Origin of the sequence: Pseudomonas sichuanensis (assembly GCF_003231305.1) — a bacterium.
Lineage (GTDB): Bacteria > Pseudomonadota > Gammaproteobacteria > Pseudomonadales > Pseudomonadaceae > Aquipseudomonas > Aquipseudomonas sichuanensis.
Window position 1 is genome coordinate 31567 of record NZ_QKVM01000031.1, and the last position, 16794, is coordinate 48360.

Sequence of the window (16794 nt, forward strand, 5' to 3'; positions counted from 1 at the left end):
GCCTACGAAAAAACAGGAATGTGCCGCTTGTCGCCTAGGGTGTGCATGGTGTGTATTTGGCGTGGTTGAAGCCTATGGTGGTGTGTGCGCTACACATAATCCTCGCCCCAAATGCGTTCCTTCGTATACAGCCTATTGAGACAGGCAGGCCTGAAATGAGGCCTGCTTGCGTTGAGCGGGGCCCTTCGCGGCCCGCAGGATCACTGGAGACAGACGATGAAATTTCCCGTTGTACTGCACAAGGATGAGGGCACTGACTACGGCGTGATCGTGCCCGATGTACCTGGCTGTTTCTCGGCTGGCGCCACTGTTTCCCAGGCGCTGGAGAATGTGCAGGAAGCCCTGGCCCAGCATTTCGAAGGCCTGGTGGCCGACGGCGAGGCGTTGCCGCAGGCCGAGGAGGTGGATGTGCATGTGGCCAACCCCGACTACGCCGGGGGCGTCTGGGCCCTGGTGGACATTGATGTCACTCCGTACCTGGGCAAGGCGGTGCGCTTCAATGCCACGTTGCCCGAGAACCTGCTGCAGCGCATCGACGAAAAGGTGAAACGCGATCATCGTTACGCCTCGCGCTCTGGCTTCCTCGCCTCGGCCGCGCTGCGTGAGCTGGCGGTCGCCTTCCGCTAGCCACGGGGTTGGCGCGCTCCTACAGGGATCGCGCTGAAGATCAGGCCATCAGCAAATGCTCGACCAGCGCCGCCGCATAGCCTGGCAGCGCGGCGAAATCCCGGGCGCACACCTGCAATCGCCGGTTCGCCCAGGCCTCGTGCAGCGCCACCCAGTGCAGGGGCAATACCCCCTCCCAACGCCGCACCGAGGCCAATGGCACCACCCCCACGCCCGCCCCGCCAGCCACCATGCGGATCACCCCATCGAAGCCCTCGGCGCGTACCCGCACCAGCATCCTGCGCCCCAGCCGCAGTGCCTGTTCCTCAAGGTGCAAGGCCAGTGCGCTGTTCGGGCCCAAGCCGACATGCCCGTATGCAAGGCTTTGCTCGAAATCGGGCGTGGCTGCATCGGCCAGTGCATGCCCCACCGGCATCACCAGCACCAGCGGATCGTCGCGAAACGCTCGGGCCTGCAGGTGCTCGCTGGGCGCAGCGGTGGAGACGATGCCCAGGTCGGCCATGCCTTGGGTAATGGCCTGGACGATGCGCAGGCTCGGCTGTTCCTGCACGTCGATGCTCACCCCGGGGTACTCGACCAGATACTGTGCCAGCAACTCGGGCAGGTACTCGGTCAGCGCCGCGGTGTTGCACAGCAGGCGCACCTGGCCCTGCTGGCCCTTGGCGTACTGGGCCAGGTCGTATTGCAAGCGCTCCACCTGCGCGGCGATCAGCCGTGCGTGCTGCAGCAAGGCCTGGCCAGCGGGTGTCGGCTGCACGCCACGGCGATTGCGTTCGAGCAACGGGATGCCGAGCGAGGCTTCCATGGCGCGGATGCGTGCGCTGGCGGCCGGCAGCGACAGGTGGCTACGGCGTGCGCCGGCGGTGATGTTGCCGCACTCCAGGGTGTGCTGGAACAGCGCAAGGTCGGTCAGGTTGAAATGCATCAGCCTCTGTCCTGGCAAAAGTCTGGCTGAGTATATGGCGAATTTTCAGGCCTGCGCGGCCACGTCAGGATGGCGCCATGAATACCTTTCTCGCGTTTTACCAGAACATCGGCCCGGCATTGACGCTGCTGGTGATGCTCACTTTCCTGCTGGCCGGCGCGGTCAAAGGGGTCATCGGCCTGGGGTTGCCGACCATCGCCATGGGCCTGCTTGGGCTGGCTATGCCACCGGCGCAGGCTGCGGCGCTGCTGATCGTGCCCTCGACGCTGACCAACCTGTGGCAACTGGCGGCAGGCGGGCATCTGCGGGCGTTGATGCGGCGCTTGGGCGGGGTGCTGCTGATGATCTTCGTCGGCACCTTGCTGGGCAGTCGCTGGCTGGGCATCGACAGTGGCCCCTGGGCGGCCCACGCCCTGGGTGGTGCGCTGGTGGTGTACGCGCTGTATGGCCTGATCGGGCCGGGCCTGCGCCTGGCGCGGCATCACGAGCGCTGGCTGGGCCCGTTGTGCGGGCTGGTGACGGGGGTGGTCACGGCTGCCACCGGGGTGTTCGTGATACCCGCCGTGCCCTACCTGCAAAGCCTCGGCCTGAGCCGCGACGAGATGATCCAGGCCCTGGGCCTGTCGTTCACCGTCTCGACCCTGGCGCTGGCCATCGGCCTGGCCGGCCAGGAGGTACTGGACGGCCAGGCGCTGGGGGCCTCATTGCTGGTGCTGGCCCCGGCGTTGCTGGGCATGCTCGCCGGTACCTGGCTGAGCAGCCGTATCAGTGCCGCGCTGTTCAAGCGCTGCTTCTTCATCGGCCTGGCGCTGCTCGGCGGGCACCTGCTGGTCAACGGTTAGCGGAGGAGGCGCTGAGCATTTCAATCATCTGCAGATCGAAGTCGCGCTCCAGGTACTTCATGCGGTTTTCAAAGAATTCAGCCATGTGCGGCAGGGCCGAGTGCACGTCCAGTGCTGCTTTGTCTGCCCACACCTCGAAGAACACGAACAGGCTCGGGTCTTCCTTGTCGCGCAGCATGTGGTACTCGATGCAGCCCGGCTCCTGGCGGCTCGGTTCCACGTAGGGGCGGAACAACTGCTCGAAGGCATCGGACATGTCCGCGCGGGTCTTGGCTTTGAGGATGAAAGCGAACTGCTCGCTCATGGTGAGGCCTCTGTGGATGAGAAAGTGAGCAGATTCTAAGGCAATAATTGGCTGCCAATTCATGATTTACAGGCAAATGTATTTTGCCGTGCCCCGGCTTTATCCACCGCCCGCGACTGCCTAATCTGCCGCCATCCAATTGACCCGGTCGCCGATGCCGACCCTTCGAGGCACACCATGAAAAATATTCTTCTGCTCAACGGCGGCAAGCAATTCGCCCATTCCGACGGTCGCCTGAACCAGACCCTGCACGAGGCCGCCCTGGCCCACCTGGACCGCGCCGGTTTCGACCTGAAGCAAACCTTCATCGACGGCGGTTACGACGCCCAGGAAGAAGTCGAAAAATTCCTTTGGGCCGATGTGATCATCTACCAGATGCCCGGCTGGTGGATGGGCGCACCCTGGACCGTGAAGCAGTACCTCGACGAGGTATTCACCGCTGGCCACGGCAGCCTGTATGCCAGCGATGGCCGTACCCGCTCGGACGCTTCGCAGAAGTACGGCAGCGGCGGGCTGATCCACGGCAAGCAGTACATGCTGTCGCTGACCTGGAACGCACCCCAGCAGGCGTTCGATGACCCGGAAGACTTTTTCGAAGGCAAGGGCGTGGACGCGGTGTACTTCCCGTTCCACAAGGCCAACCAGTTCCTCGGCATGACCGGGCTGCCGACCTTCCTGGCGGTGGACGTGATGAAGCGGCCGGATGTGCCGGCGGCGCTGGCGGCGTATGAGCAGCATCTGCAAGCGGTGTTCGGCAAGGCCGAGTGATAGGTGCCTGATCGCGGGGCAAGCCCACTCCCACAAGATTGCGTGGGAGCGGGCTTGCCCCGCGATGGTTATGCAGGCTTGCGCGCTTGCCGCCCAAACGCTATCTATCAATGCGATCCCCCACCAAGGCCACCTGCGTGAAAACCCGCTCCGAAGAACTCCAGGTATTCGTCGCCGTCATCGATTGCGGCTCGATCTCCGCCGCTGCCGAGCAGATCGGCCAGACCCCGTCGGCGGTCAGCCGCACCTTGTCGCGCCTGGAGGGCAAGCTGGGCACCACGCTGGTCAACCGCACCACCCGGCGCATGGACCTGACCGAAGAAGGGCGCTTCTTCCTCGAACGTTCGCGGCAGATCCTCGAGCAGATGGACGACATGGAAGAGCGCCTGACGATGCACCGCCAGACCCCCTCCGGGCGCCTGCGTATCAATGCTGCCGGGCCGTTCATGTTGCACGCGATCCTGCCCTGGATCAGCGAGTTCCGTCAGCAGTATCCCGGTATCGAACTTGAACTGAACACCGACGACCTGATCATCGACCTGCTGGAGCAGAGCACCGACGTCGCTATCCGCATCGGTGAGCTGGCCGACTCCAGCCTGCATGCCCGGGCGCTGGGCTGCAGCCCGGTACAGGTGCTCGCCAGCCCTGCGTACCTGGCCCGGCACGGCACCCCGCAGAACGTCGAGGACCTCGCCGAGCATTGCCTGCTCGGTTTCAGCGCCCCCGAGTCGCTCAACCAGTGGCCGCTGCGCCACGCCCAGGGCGAGCGCTGGGCGATCCGCCCGCAGTTGCTCGCGTCCAGCGGCGAGACCCTGCGCCAGTTGGCCATCGCCGGGGAAGGCATCGTCAGCCTGTCGCACTTCATGACCCACGAAGACATCCGCGCCGGCCGCTTGCAGGTGCTGCTGGCGGAGCACAACAACGGCTATCGCCAGCCGATCCACGCGGTCTACTACCGCAATACCCAGCTGGCCCTGCGCATTCAGTGCTTCCTTGACTTCATCCAGGCCAAGCTGGCGGCGTACGCCTGCGCAGTTGCCTGAATGCGACAACTGCTGCCCGTCGGCGGCGGAAATTTCCTGCGGTGTTTGCTTAGTCGGAGCGCTTCGGCCTTAATGACTGATCAACAAAAACAACACCAAGGAAGTGCCCATGCGTCTTGTCATGTTCCAGCCATTGGCCCTCGGGGCCGCGATCCTGAGCTGTTCCTCTGCTTTTGCCGTGACGCTGGAAGGCGGCGCGGTGGCCGCGCCTGATCAATATGGCGCACAGGTGGCTGCCGATATCCTCAAGAAGGGCGGCAACGCGGTAGACGCCGCCGTCGCCACCGCCTTCACCCTCGCCGTCACCTACCCCGAGGCCGGCAACATCGGCGGCGGTGGTTTCATGACCCTGTTCGTCGACGGCAAACCGTACTTCCTCGACTACCGCGAAGTGGCCCCCAAGGCCGCCACCAAGACCATGTACCTGGATGACAAGGGCGAGGTGATCGAGAACCTGAGCCTGGTCGGCGTGCGTGCAGCCGGCGTGCCGGGCACGGTGATGGGCCTATGGGAGGCGCACCAGAAGTTCGGCAAGCTCAAGTGGAGCGAGCTGCTCACCCCCGCGATCGGCTATGCGAAGAACGGCTTCAAGATTGCCCAGAAGCAGTACCAGTACCGCGACGACGCCCAGGGCCTGTTCAAGACCGCCACCAACTTCAATGATTACTTCGGCAGCATGAAGGTGGGTGAGCTGTTCAAGCAGCCGGAGCTGGCGCAGACCCTGGAACGCATCGCCGACAAGGGCGTCAGCGAGTTCTACCAGGGCAAGACCGCCGACCTGCTGGTGGCGCAGATGCAGGCCGACAAGGGCCTGATCACCAAGGAAGACCTCAAGGACTACAAGGCGCTGTGGCGCAACCCGATGGCCATCGACTGGCGCGGCAACGTGGTCTACACCGCGCCGCCGCCGAGTTCTGGCGGCGTCGCCCTGGCCCAGCTGCTGGGCATCAAGGAAGACCGTGCGGCGGACTTCAAGGGCGTCGAGCACAACTCGGCCAAGTACATCCACCTGCTGGCCGAAATCGAGAAGCGCGTGTTCGCCGACCGCGCCGACTACCTGGGTGACCCCGCCTTCACCCAGGTGCCGGTGGACAAGCTAGTCGCCAAGGACTACCTGGCCAAGCGCGCAGAGCAGGTCAACCCGAATGCGATCTCCGAGACCGACAAGGTCAAGCCGGGCCTGGAGCCGCACCAGACCACGCACTTCTCCATCGTCGACAAGCAGGGCAACGCGGTGAGCAACACCTACACCCTCAACCTCGACTACGGCAGCGGCGTGGTGGTGAAGGGCGCAGGCTTCCTGCTCAACGACGAGATGGATGACTTCAGCGCCAAGCCCGGTGCGGCCAACGCCTTCGGCGTGGTGGGCGGTGACGCCAACGCCATCGCCCCGGGCAAGCGCATGCTCTCGTCCATGAGCCCGACCCTGGTGACCCGTGACGGCAAGGTGGTGCTGGTGGTGGGCACGCCGGGCGGTTCGCGGATCTTCACCTCGATCTTCCAGGTGATGAACAACCTGTATGACTACCACATGCCGCTGGAGAAATCGGTGGCGGCGCAGCGGGTGCATCACCAGTTGCTGCCCAAGGACACCATCTACTTCGACAGCTATGCGCCGCTCACCGGCAAGGTGGCCGATGACCTGAAGAAGATGGGGTATGTGCTGGAAGACCAGGGCTGGGAGATGGGCGATATCCAGGCGATCCGGGTGACCGGGGAGAAGCTGGAGACTGCTTCCGACCCGCGTGGGCGGGGCGTGGGGATGATCGTCAAATAGGGCAGGGGTGAAATGATCGCGGGGCAAGCCCGCTCCCACGACCTGTGGGAGCGGGCTTGCCCCGCGACGCTTTTGTGGATCAGACGCGGAACTGGCTGACCAGTGTCTGCAGGTGACCCCCCAGGCGCGCCAGCTCCACGCTGGAGGCCGCGGTTTCATCACTGGCCGCTGCGGTCTGCTCCGATACATCACGCACATTCAGGATGCTGCGGCTGATCTCTTCGGCCACGGCGCTCTGCTGCTCGGCGGCGGCGGCGATCTGCTGGTTCATCGACTGGATGTTCGACACCGTACGGGTGATGTTCTCCAGCGAGCCACCGGCCTTGCGCGCCAGCTCCACACTGCTGTCGGTCAGGCTGCGGCTGCCGTTCATCGCTTCGGCGACTTGCTGGGTGCCGTGCTGCAGGCTGGCGATCAGGCCTTCGATTTCTTCGGTCGATTGCTGGGTGCGCTGGGCCAGGCCGCGCACTTCGTCGGCGACCACCGCAAAGCCACGCCCGGCTTCACCGGCACGGGCCGCTTCGATGGCGGCATTGAGGGCCAGCAGGTTGGTCTGCTCGGCCACCGACTTGATCACATCCATCACACTGCCGATCTTCTGGCTTTCCTGCTGCAGCAGGGTCATGGCGTCGGTGGAGCGTTTGACTTCCTGGGCCAGGCGTTCGATCTGGCTGATCGCCTCACCCACCACCTTGTCGCCGCCGCGGGCTTCGCCGTCGGCATTGGTCGCGGCAAAGGCCGCTTGTTCGGCATTGCGCGCCACTTCCTGCACGGTGGCGGCCATTTCGTGCATGGCGGTGGCCACCTGGTCGGTCTCGACCTTCTGGCTGTTGGCACCGGCGCTGGTCTGCTCGGTCACCGCCGACAGCTCTTCGGCGGCGCTGGCGATCTGGGTGACGCCGTCGCGGATACCGGTGATCAGTTCACGCAAGGTGGTGCCCATGCGGCCGATGCCCTGTTGCAGCACGCCGAGCTCGTCGCGGCGGGTTACGCGCAGGTTCTGGGTGAGGTCGCCGCCGGCGATCTGCTCCACGGCCTGCAGGGTTTCGCGCAGCGGGCGGGTGATCTGACGGGTGATGATCACTGCCGCCAGCACGCCGACCAGCAGTGCCAGCAGCGTGGCGGAGATTTGCATGCTGCGGGCCTGGGCGCTTTCGATGTCGCGGCGTTCAATCTGGATCTGGTACAGCGCGTCGCTGCGCTTGACGATGTCGGCGCCCTGCACGGTCATTTCGGCGCGGGCGGTGGCGATGCTGGCCACGGCGTCGCGGAACTGGCGCACGGCGTCACGGTAGCTCAGCACCGATTGCTCGAACTGGCCAAGGCGCGTCGCTTCGTTGGGCAGCTGGCCCTTGAGGCTGTTGGCCTCGGCCAGCGCGGCATCCAGCTGGCGCAGGGCGGCCTGCTCGTTGGCGGCGCTGTTGTCGGCGATGTAGCCACGCACGTCGATGCGCACCTGCAGCAGTTGCTGGCGTGCCTTGCTGATCAACTGATACTGGGCCAGGCGCACGCTGTCGCTCTCGGCGCGTGCCATGACATCCTGGCTCAGGGTGTCCATGGCTTCGTCGGCCTTGACGGCCGAGGCGGTCATCACTTCACGGGCGGCCAGCGAGGCCTTGTAGCCTGCGCGCATCTTGTTCAGCGAGACCTTGTACTCGCTGATGGTCTGGCCCAGCTCGCGCAGCAGCTTGACGTTCTCGGGGCTCTTGAAGGTGCTGGCCAGGTATTCCTGCTGCTTGCTGAATGCGTCCAGCTTGGCCTGGGTGTTGGCCGCCGCTGCGTCGTCGCCGTTGGCGATCATGTATTGCAGGCGGGCGATGCGCAGGTCGGTCAGGTCTTTGTTGAGCTGGCCGATGTCGCCCATCCAGTTGCTGCGGTCGATCAGGCTGCCCAGGCTGTTCCAGCCGGTCAGGGCCAGCAGGCCGGTCAGTACCAGCACCAGGCCGAAGCCCAGGCCGAGTTTGAGGTTGACGCTGATGTTGGCGAACCAGCTGTTCATGCACGCTCTCCCAGAAAATGATTTCGCTCACTTGATCTCAATCGCTGGGCGTTATTGTTGTGGGAGCCCTGCCGATTCGTGCAGGGGTTATCGGCAGGGCAGGGGTAAGCTGAAACGCTTTTTCAGCAGATTTGTAACTGCCTGAAAACGTTTGCTTTCTATCGAACTGATCGCGGGGCAAGCCCGCTCCCACGCAATGGACTGCGCCCTAGAAGTTGGTCACCAATCCAAACCTTGTTGCAGTCGACTGCGTGGGAGCGGGCTTGCCCCGCGATGGTCAAAGACTACGCGCGCTGAAAGTATCGCACTGGTTCACATCACCATTGCCGAACCCGGCCTTGAACCAGCGCACCCGCTGTTGCGAGGTGCCGTGGGTGAACGAGTCGGGTACCACACGCCCCTGGCCCTGCTGCTGCAGGCGGTCGTCGCCGATGGCATTGGCGGCGTTCAAGGCTTCCTCCACGTCCCCCGGCTCCAACCAGTTCAGGCGCTTTTGCGCCTGGTAGGCCCAGACGCCGGCCAGGCAGTCGGCCTGCAGCTCCTGGCGCACCAGCAAGCCATTGTCGCCCTCCAGGCGCTGGCCGCTGCGGCGAGCGGCGTCGACCTTGGCCGAGACCCCGAGCAGGGTCTGCACGTGATGGCCGATTTCGTGGGCGATCACATAGGCCTGGGCGAAGTCGCCGGCGGCGGCAAAGCGGGTTTCCATTTCGCGGAAGAAGCTCATGTCCAGGTACACGCGCTGGTCGGCCGGGCAGTAGAACGGCCCGACCGCCGCCGAGGCGAAACCACAGGCCGAGTTGACCTGGCCGCTGAACAGCACCAGTTTCGGGTCGCGGTACTGTTTGCCAGCCTGGGCGAACAAGGCTTTCCAGGTGTCTTCGGTGTCGCCGAGGATCGAGGCGACGAACGCTGCCTGCTCGTCGTTGGCGGGTGGTGCCTTGCTACCGACATTGGCCGGCGCGGTCTGTTGCTGCTGGTCCATCTGCCCGGCCAGCTGGCCGAGGATCTGCAGCGGGTCCTGCCCGGTGAGCCAGCCGATGCCGACGATCAACAGGATGGCGCCGAGCCCCAGGCCCTTGCCGCCGCCGAAACGCATGCCGCCGCCACCGCCACCTTCGCCGCGGGCATCGACCACGTTGTCGCTGCGTCGGCCTTTTCGCCATTCCATGTGCTGCTCTCCAGTTTTTGAAACATGAAGTCAAAAGATTAGTTCAGCGCCACGCTGGCCGTTGAGCTAAGCGCAGGCACATAACCAAATGGTTATACCTGTGACCGCTGAATTCAATATTCATCCCGTCGTACCTGCCGGAAACTGCAAGTCCGCCTGCCACGCCCAGGCGACTCCATAATTCCAATAGAGGTAACCGGCATGCCTGCCCAGGACACCAGCCGTTTCGTGATCCGTGATCGCAACTGGCACCCCAAGGCCTTCACCCCCGACTACAAGACTTCGATCGCTCGCTCGCCGCGCCAGGCGTTGGTGAGCATCCCGCAGTCGATCAGCGAAAGCACCGGCCCGGACTTTTCCCACCTGCGCTTCGGCGAGCATGACCACGACCTGCTGCTGAACTTCAACAACGGTGGCCTGCCGATCGGCGAGCGGATCATCGTCGCCGGCCGCGTGGTCGACCAGTACGGCAAACCGGTGCCCAACACCCTGGTGGAAATGTGGCAGGCCAACGCCGGTGGCCGCTACCGGCACAAGAACGACCGCTACCTGGCGCCGCTGGACCCGAACTTCGGCGGCGTCGGCCGCTGCCTGACCGACCGTGACGGCTATTACAGCTTCCGCACCATCAAGCCCGGCCCGTACCCGTGGCGCAATGGCCCCAACGACTGGCGCCCGGCGCATATCCACTTCTCCGTCAGCGGCCCGTCGATCGCCACCAAGCTGATCACCCAGCTGTATTTCGAGGGTGACCCGCTGATCCCGATGTGCCCGATCGTCAAGTCGATCGCCAACCCGGATGCAGTCGAGCGGCTGATCGCCAGGCTCGACATGAGCCACGCCAACCCTATGGATTGCCTGGCCTATCGCTTCGACATCGTCCTGCGCGGCCAGCGCCAGACCCACTTCGAAAACCGCTGAGGATCACCGTCATGCCTATCGAACTGCTGCCGGAAACCCCCTCGCAGACCGCCGGCCCCTACGTACACATCGGCCTGGCCCTGGAAGCGGCCGGCAACCCGACCCGTGACCAGGAAATCTGGAACCGCCTGGCCAAGGCCGATGCCCCGGGTGAGCACATCCTGCTGATCGGCCAGGTGTACGACGGCAATGGCCACCTGGTGCGCGATTCGTTCCTGGAAATCTGGCAGGCCGACGCCAGCGGCCTGTACCAGGACGACTACAACCAGGAGAACGTCTTCAACAGCTTCGGCCGCACCGCCACCACCTTCGATGCTGGTGAATGGACCTTGCACACGGTCAAGCCGGGTGTGGTGAACAACGCCGCGGGCGTGCCCATGGCGCCGCACATCAACATCAGCCTGTTTGCCCGGGGGATCAACATCCACCTGCACACGCGGTTGTATTTCGATGACGAGGGCGAGGCGAACGCGAAGTGCCCGGTGCTCAACCTGATCGAGCAGCCGCAGCGGCGCGAGACGCTGATTGCCAGGCGCTGCGAAGTGGAGGGGAAGACGGCGTATCGCTTCGATATCCGTATTCAGGGGGAAGGGGAGACGGTGTTCTTCGACTTCTGACCTGAGCAACGCATCGCGGGGCAAGCCCGCTCCCACGAAAGCCTTGCACAAGGCCAGTGGGAGCGGGCTTGCCCCGCGATGGTTTCAGCGCCGAACCAGCAGGACGCCGCTTTCCATGTGATGGGTATACGGGAACTGGTCGAACAGCGCACAGCATTCGATGCGGTGGGTGTCCTGCAACTGGGCGATGTTCTGCGCCAGGGTCTCGGGGTTGCACGAGATATACAGGATGCGCTCGAAGCGCCGGGTCAGCTCGCAGGTGTCCGGGTCCATGCCGGCGCGCGGCGGGTCGACGAACACGGTACCGAAGTCATAGCTTTTCAGGTCGATGCCTTCCAGGCGGCGGAACGGGCGGACCTCGTTCAGGGCCTGGGTCAGCTCTTCGGCCGACAGGCGCACCAGGCGCACGTTGTCCACGCCATTCTCGTCGAGGTTGTGCAGTGCGGCGTTGACCGAGGTCTTGCTGATCTCGGTGGCCAGCACCTGGCGGGCACGGGTGGCCAGCGGCAGGGTGAAGTTGCCGTTGCCGCAGTACAGCTCCAGCAGGTCGTCGTCGCGCTCGCCCATGGCCTCGAAGGCCCAGCCGAGCATCTTCTGGTTCACCGCGCCATTGGGCTGGGTGAACGCCCCTTCGGGTTGGCGATAGCTGAAGGTGCGGCCGGCGATGTCCAGTTTCTCTACCGCGTAGTCACGGCCGATCACCAGGCGCTTGCCCTTGGAACGGCCGATCACGCTGACATTCAGCTCGGCGGCCAACTGCTGCGCAGCGGCTTCCCAGGCGTCGTCCAGCGGGCGGTGATAGCACAGGGTGACCATGGCATCGCCGGCCAGGGTGGTGAGGAACTCCACCTGGAACAGGCGGTTGTTCAGCGCCTCATTGCCCTGCCAGGCGGCCTTCAGGCGTGGCATCAATTCGTTGATGCGCTGGCTGGCGATGGGGAAGTCGTCGATCAGGATCGCCTTGTGCTTCTCGCCCGGGGCGAACATCGCGTAATGGCGCTGGCCCTCCTCGCGCCACAGGCGAAACTCCGCGCGCAGGCGGTAGTGCTCGCGCGGCGAGTCGAACACCGCAGGCTCGGGCGCCCCGAACGGCGCCAGCAGCTCGCGCAGGCGGGCGACCTTGGTCGCCAGCTGCGCGTCGTATTGCGTAGGGTCGAAAACGGCACTCATGCGTTGAACCAGCCCAGCTTGATGACAAACAGAATGGACAGGATCACCAGTGCCGGGTTCAGGTCGTGGCGACGGCCGGACAGCAGCTTGATGGCGGTCCAGGCGATGAAGCCGAAGGCGATACCGTTGGCGATCGAGTAGGTCAGCGGCATGGCCAGGGCGGTGACCACCACCGGCGCGGCTTCGGTAACGTCATCCCAGTTGATTTCGGCCAGGCCCGAGGCCATCAGCACGGCGACGAACAGCAGCGCCGGGGCGGTGGCGAAGGCGGGCACGCTGCCGGCCAACGGGGCGAAGAACAGCGCCAGCAGGAACAGGACGGCGACCACGATGGCGGTCAGGCCAGTGCGGCCACCGGCACTGACGCCAGCGGCGGATTCGATGTAGCTGGTGGTGGTCGAGGTGCCCAGCAGCGAGCCGGCCATGGCGGCGGTGCTGTCGGCGATCAGGGCGCGGCCCATTTTCGGCATGTGGCCGTCCTTGCCCATCAGGCCGGCGCGCTTGGCCACGCCGATCAGGGTGCCGGAGTTGTCGAACAGGTCGACGAACAGGAAGGCGAAGATCACGCTGATCAGGCCGACGTCCAGGGCGCCCTTGATGTCCAGTTGCAGGAAGGTCGGCGCCAGCGACGGCGGCATCGACACCACGCCACCGAATGGGGTGACGTTCATGGCGATCGAGGCCACGGTCACCGCGAGGATGCCGATCAGCACCGCGCCACGCACTTTCATCGCCTCGAGGGCAACGATCAGGAAGAAGCCCAGGGTGGCGAGGATTGGCGCTGGTTTCTTGAGGTCGCCCAGGCCCACCAGGGTGGCCTGGTTATCGACGACGATGCCAGCGTTATGCAGGGCGATCAGCGCCAGGAACAGGCCGATACCGGCGGCAATGGCCGAGCGCAGCGGCAGCGGGATGCTGTTCACGATCCATTCGCGGATGCGGAAGATCGACAGCAGGAAGAACAGCACGGCGGACAGGAACACCGCACCCAGCGCCACCTGCCAGGTGTGGCCCATGTGCAGGACCACGGTGTAGGTGAAGAAGGCGTTAAGGCCCATGCCCGGCGCCAGGGCGATCGGGTAGTTGGCGATGATGCCCATGGTCACCGAGCCGATGGCCGCGGCCAGGCAGGTGGCGACGAAGATCGCGCCCTTGTCCATGCCGGTCTCGCCGAGGATGCTCGGGTTGACGAACAGGATGTAGGCCATGGCCAGGAAGGTGGTGACGCCCGCGAGAATCTCGGTGCGCACGTTGGTGTTGTGTGCCTTTAGTTGAAACAGCCTTTCCAGCATGCCTGCTCCCAGGGCGCCTCGCGCCGTGAATGTATCGTCCCCAACAGCAAAGCACAGACCGTACCGGATGCCGCGGTTTTGCGTGGGGGGCAAAAAAGCCGCGCATCATACCAGCATGGGGGGCGGGGGCCTATGGCCATTGGGGGGAGGGCTTTCTGTAGCCTGTGCCGGCCTCTTTGCGGGTAAATCGCATCGGCGCATCGCCGCTCCCACAGGAATCGTGTGCCTCTTGGCGCTGTGCAATTCCTGTGGGTGCGGGCTTGCCCCGCGATCTCGTCGGCTCGTGAGGCGCAGGCCGTGCGGGCGCAATCGCGGGGCAAGCCCGCTCCCACGAAGGATCAGCCGTTGTGCAAGCGATCCCGGTGGGTCAGGGTCGGGAACAGTTTCATCCACACCCCGGTCACCACCAGCGTGCCCACACCCCCGAGCACCACCGCCGGCACTGTGCCAAACCAGTGCGCGGTGAGCCCCGATTCGAACTCGCCGAGCTGGTTCGAGGCGCCGATGAACAGCCCGTTCACCGCACTCACCCGGCCGCGCATTTCATCCGGGGTCTCCAGCTGCACGAAGGCGCCACGGATGACCATGCTGATCATGTCGGCCGCGCCCAGCACCACCAGCACCGCCAGGGAGAACCAGAACGAGGTGCTCAAGCCGAAAGCGATGGTCGCCACGCCGAACACCCCCACCGCCGTGAACATGACCAGGCCCACCTTGCGTTCCACCGGGAAGCGCGCCAGCCACAGCGACATCAGCAGCGCGCCCACCGCCGGGGCCGAACGCAGCAGGCCCAGGCCCCAGGCGCCGGTGAGCAGGATGTCCTTGGCGAACACCGGCAGCAGCGCGGTGGCGCCGCCCAGCAGTACGGCGAACAGGTCCAGCGAAATGGCGCCGAGGATGTCCGGGCGGCTGCGGATGAAGCGGATGCCGGCCAGAAGCGACTCAAGGCTGGCGCGGCCTTGCTGGAGGGGTTGCTGGCGGGCGTCGAGGCTGAGCATGAGCAGGCAGGCGATGACGTACAGGGCCACGGTCGGGGCATACACCCAGATACTGCCGAAGGCATACAGGAAACCGCCCACCGCCGGGGCGACGATGGTCGCCGTCTGGGTCGCCGAGGCCGACGCCGCCACCGCCCGCGGGAACAGCCCCGGCGGCACCACGTTGGGCAGCAGTGCCTGGGTGGCCGGCATCTCGAACGAGCGGGTGGCGCCCAGCAGGAAGGCCAGCACGAAGATCAGCTCGCGGCTGACGTTGTCGGTGGCACTGCCAAGGGCCAATGCCAGGGCGATCAGCGCCTGCAAGGCCTGGCAAAGCGCGGCGACCTTGCGCCGGTCATAGCGGTCGGCAACGTGCCCGGTGTGCAGCATGAACAGCACGCGCGGGGCAAATTCCACCAGCCCGACCAGGCCCAGATCGAGCACATTGCCCGTCAATTGGTAGAGGTGCCAGCCGATGGCCACGGTGAGCATCTGGAAGCCGCTGGCAGTGAAAACGCGGGCCAGCCAGAAGGCCATGAAAGGGCGGTGATGACGCAGCAACTGCGGGGCGGAGTCGGACATCGGCAGGCCTGTAACCTCGGCAATAGAGGGGTCTGCAGAGTAGCATCTGTTTGTAACATTTAGTTGCTGAATATCGCGATGGACAGTTTTTCAGCGTCCGGAAAAGGGGGTGGGACAACGGGTCACGCGGCAATCAACCACACATCTTGTGACTTGATTCGGGACTATGCTTCCAGACATTCGTTGACCTGGATCAATCGTTCCAGATGCAACGAATTTGGCCCTCGGGCCGGAATCCCTGCGATCGAACAGAACAATTCCAACGAGCCGCACTCGATCACTGTGGGGGCAGTGGGCGACAAGGGCCACAAGCCTGGACGCCGGATTATCTGAAGAGGAAGCACCATGTTCGGATTAGAAGCCCTAGAGCTCGCCCGAATCCAGTTTGCCTTTACCGTGTCCTTTCACATTCTGTTCCCGGCCATCACCATTGGCCTGGCGAGCTACCTGGCGGTTCTCGAAGGCCTTTGGCTCAAGACCGGCAACAACACCTACCGTGACCTCTACCACTTCTGGTCGAAGATCTTCGCCGTCAACTTTGGCATGGGCGTGGTCTCCGGCCTGGTCATGGCCTACCAGTTCGGCACCAACTGGAGCCAGTTCTCCGACTTCGCAGGTTCCATCACCGGCCCCTTGCTGACCTACGAGGTGCTGACGGCCTTCTTCCTCGAGGCCGGCTTCCTTGGCGTCATGCTGTTCGGCTGGAACCGTGTCGGCCGCGGCCTGCACTTCTTCGCCACCTGCATGGTGGCGCTCGGCACCTTGGTCTCGACCTTCTGGATCCTGGCGTCCAACAGCTGGATGCAGACCCCCCAGGGCTATGAGATCGTCAATGGCCAGGTGATCCCGGTGGACTGGTTCGCGGTGATCTTCAACCCGTCCTTCCCCTACCGCCTGATGCACATGGCCACCGCCGCCTTCGTCGCCACGGCGTTCTTCGTCGGCGCCTCGGCGGCCTGGCACCTGTTGCGTGGCCGGGATAACCCGGCGGTGCGCAAGATGCTGTCGATGGCCATGTGGATGGCGCTGGTGGTCGCGCCGATCCAGGCGGTGATCGGTGACTTCCACGGCCTCAACACCCTCAAGCACCAGCCGGTGAAGATCGCGGCCATCGAGGGGCATTGGGAAAACAAACCCGGTGAACCGACGCCGCTGATCCTGTTCGGCATCCCGGACATGCAAGCCGAAACCACCCGCTTCAAGATCGAGATCCCGGCCCTGGGCAGCCTGATTCTTACCCACAGCCTGGACAAGCAAGTACCGGCAATGAAGGAGTTCCCGCCCGAAGACCGCCCCAACTCGACCATCGTGTTCTGGTCGTTCCGGGTCATGGTCGGCCTGGGCATGCTGATGATCTTCGTTGGCCTGTGGAGCGTGTGGCTGCGCAAGCGCGGCACCCTGTACAGCTCGCGGCCGTTCCTCTACCTGACCCTGTGGATGGGCCCGTCGGGGCTGATCGCCATCCTCGCTGGCTGGTTCACCACCGAGATCGGTCGCCAGCCCTGGGTGGTCTATGGGCTGATGCGTACCGCCGACGGTGTGTCCAACCATAGTTATGCTCAGCTCGGTTTCACCCTGGTGATGTTCGTGGTGGTGTACTTCGCCCTGTTCGGCACCGGCATCGGCTACATGATGCGGCTGGTGCGCAAAGGGCCGAAAACCGGCGAAGGCGAGGAGCACACCCCGGGTGGCCCTGGCCAGCAACGTACGCCGGCGCGGCCACTGTCCGCCGCCGATGATGGCCATGAGGCCACCTCCACCCGCCTGAGCGAGGGGAACTGA

Annotated in this window: 15 protein-coding genes; 8 read left to right on the forward strand and 7 right to left on the reverse strand. The window is 64.7% G+C overall.

The annotated features are described in order from the left end of the window. Positions 1-216: 216 nt before the first annotated feature. Positions 217-627 (forward strand): type II toxin-antitoxin system HicB family antitoxin, encoded by a 411-nt coding sequence (locus tag DM373_RS16965; protein WP_110994668.1) that lies wholly within the window; start codon positions 217-219, stop codon positions 625-627. 40 nt (positions 628-667) lie between these two features. Here DM373_RS16965 and DM373_RS16970 read toward each other — a convergent pair whose 3' ends face one another. Next, positions 668-1552 (reverse strand): LysR substrate-binding domain-containing protein, encoded by an 885-nt coding sequence (locus DM373_RS16970; RefSeq protein ID WP_110994669.1) that lies wholly within the window; start codon positions 1550-1552, stop codon positions 668-670. Between the two features lie 77 nt (positions 1553-1629). Here DM373_RS16970 and DM373_RS16975 point away from each other — a divergent pair, with 77 nt between their 5' ends. Beyond that, the gene (locus tag DM373_RS16975; protein WP_110994670.1) at positions 1630-2394 is read left to right on the forward strand and encodes a sulfite exporter TauE/SafE family protein; all 765 of its coding nucleotides are present in this window, start codon (positions 1630-1632) and stop codon (positions 2392-2394) included. Here DM373_RS16975 and DM373_RS16980 read toward each other — a convergent pair. Beyond that, positions 2384-2698: a putative quinol monooxygenase gene (locus tag DM373_RS16980; protein WP_110994671.1), complete on the reverse strand. Its 315-nt coding sequence runs from the start codon at positions 2696-2698 to the stop codon at positions 2384-2386. The genes DM373_RS16975 and DM373_RS16980 overlap by 11 nt on opposite strands. Before the next feature lie 177 nt (positions 2699-2875). On the opposite strand from DM373_RS16980, the gene mdaB reads away from it, so the two are divergent. From mdaB to ggt, 3 genes are all read left to right on the forward strand, one after another. Continuing rightward, positions 2876-3466 carry an NADPH:quinone oxidoreductase MdaB gene (gene mdaB / locus DM373_RS16985; protein WP_110994672.1) on the forward strand — a complete coding sequence of 197 codons (591 nt, stop codon included), beginning with the start codon at positions 2876-2878 and terminating at the stop codon, positions 3464-3466. A gap of 137 nt (positions 3467-3603) precedes the next feature. Further along, positions 3604-4509, forward strand: a complete 906-nt coding sequence (locus DM373_RS16990; RefSeq protein WP_110994701.1) for a LysR family transcriptional regulator — start codon at positions 3604-3606, stop codon at positions 4507-4509. 109 nt (positions 4510-4618) lie between these two features. Continuing rightward, positions 4619-6286, forward strand: a complete 1668-nt coding sequence (gene ggt, locus DM373_RS16995; protein WP_110994673.1) for a gamma-glutamyltransferase — start codon at positions 4619-4621, stop codon at positions 6284-6286. Positions 6287-6365: 79 nt separating this feature from the next. Here ggt and DM373_RS17000 read toward each other — a convergent pair whose 3' ends face one another. After that, positions 6366-8285, reverse strand: coding sequence for a methyl-accepting chemotaxis protein (locus DM373_RS17000; protein WP_110994674.1), 1920 nt, complete (start codon positions 8283-8285; stop codon positions 6366-6368). A 277-nt stretch (positions 8286-8562) separates the two neighbouring features. Continuing rightward, a complete protein-coding gene (gene ypfJ / locus DM373_RS17005) occupies positions 8563-9453 on the reverse strand; it encodes a KPN_02809 family neutral zinc metallopeptidase (protein WP_110994675.1) in 891 nt (296 codons plus the stop codon). A 201-nt stretch (positions 9454-9654) separates the two neighbouring features. Here ypfJ and pcaH point away from each other — a divergent pair, with 201 nt between their 5' ends. Both pcaH and pcaG read left to right on the forward strand, forming a co-directional pair. After that, positions 9655-10374, forward strand: a complete 720-nt coding sequence (gene pcaH / locus DM373_RS17010; RefSeq protein ID WP_110994676.1) for a protocatechuate 3,4-dioxygenase subunit beta — start codon at positions 9655-9657, stop codon at positions 10372-10374. Between the two features lie 11 nt (positions 10375-10385). Then, on the forward strand, positions 10386-10991 hold the full coding sequence (pcaG, locus tag DM373_RS17015; RefSeq protein WP_110994677.1) for a protocatechuate 3,4-dioxygenase subunit alpha: 606 nt from the start codon (positions 10386-10388) through the stop codon (positions 10989-10991). Between the two features lie 84 nt (positions 10992-11075). On the opposite strand, the gene trmA is transcribed toward pcaG, so the two are convergent. The 3 genes from trmA to DM373_RS17030 form a co-directional block, all read right to left on the reverse strand. Further along, on the reverse strand, positions 11076-12161 hold the full coding sequence (gene trmA, locus DM373_RS17020) for a tRNA (uridine(54)-C5)-methyltransferase TrmA (protein ID WP_110994678.1): 1086 nt from the start codon (positions 12159-12161) through the stop codon (positions 11076-11078). Continuing rightward, complete coding sequence (locus DM373_RS17025; RefSeq protein WP_110994679.1) at positions 12158-13453, reverse strand: NCS2 family permease; 1296 nt, start codon at positions 13451-13453, stop codon at positions 12158-12160. The genes trmA and DM373_RS17025 overlap by 4 nt, the downstream gene beginning before the upstream one ends. A 338-nt stretch (positions 13454-13791) precedes the next feature. Beyond that, positions 13792-15012, reverse strand: coding sequence for an MFS transporter (locus DM373_RS17030; protein ID WP_110994680.1), 1221 nt, complete (start codon positions 15010-15012; stop codon positions 13792-13794). A gap of 345 nt (positions 15013-15357) precedes the next feature. Here DM373_RS17030 and DM373_RS17035 point away from each other — a divergent pair, with 345 nt between their 5' ends. Next, positions 15358-16794, forward strand: coding sequence for a cytochrome ubiquinol oxidase subunit I (locus DM373_RS17035; protein ID WP_110994681.1), 1437 nt, complete (start codon positions 15358-15360; stop codon positions 16792-16794).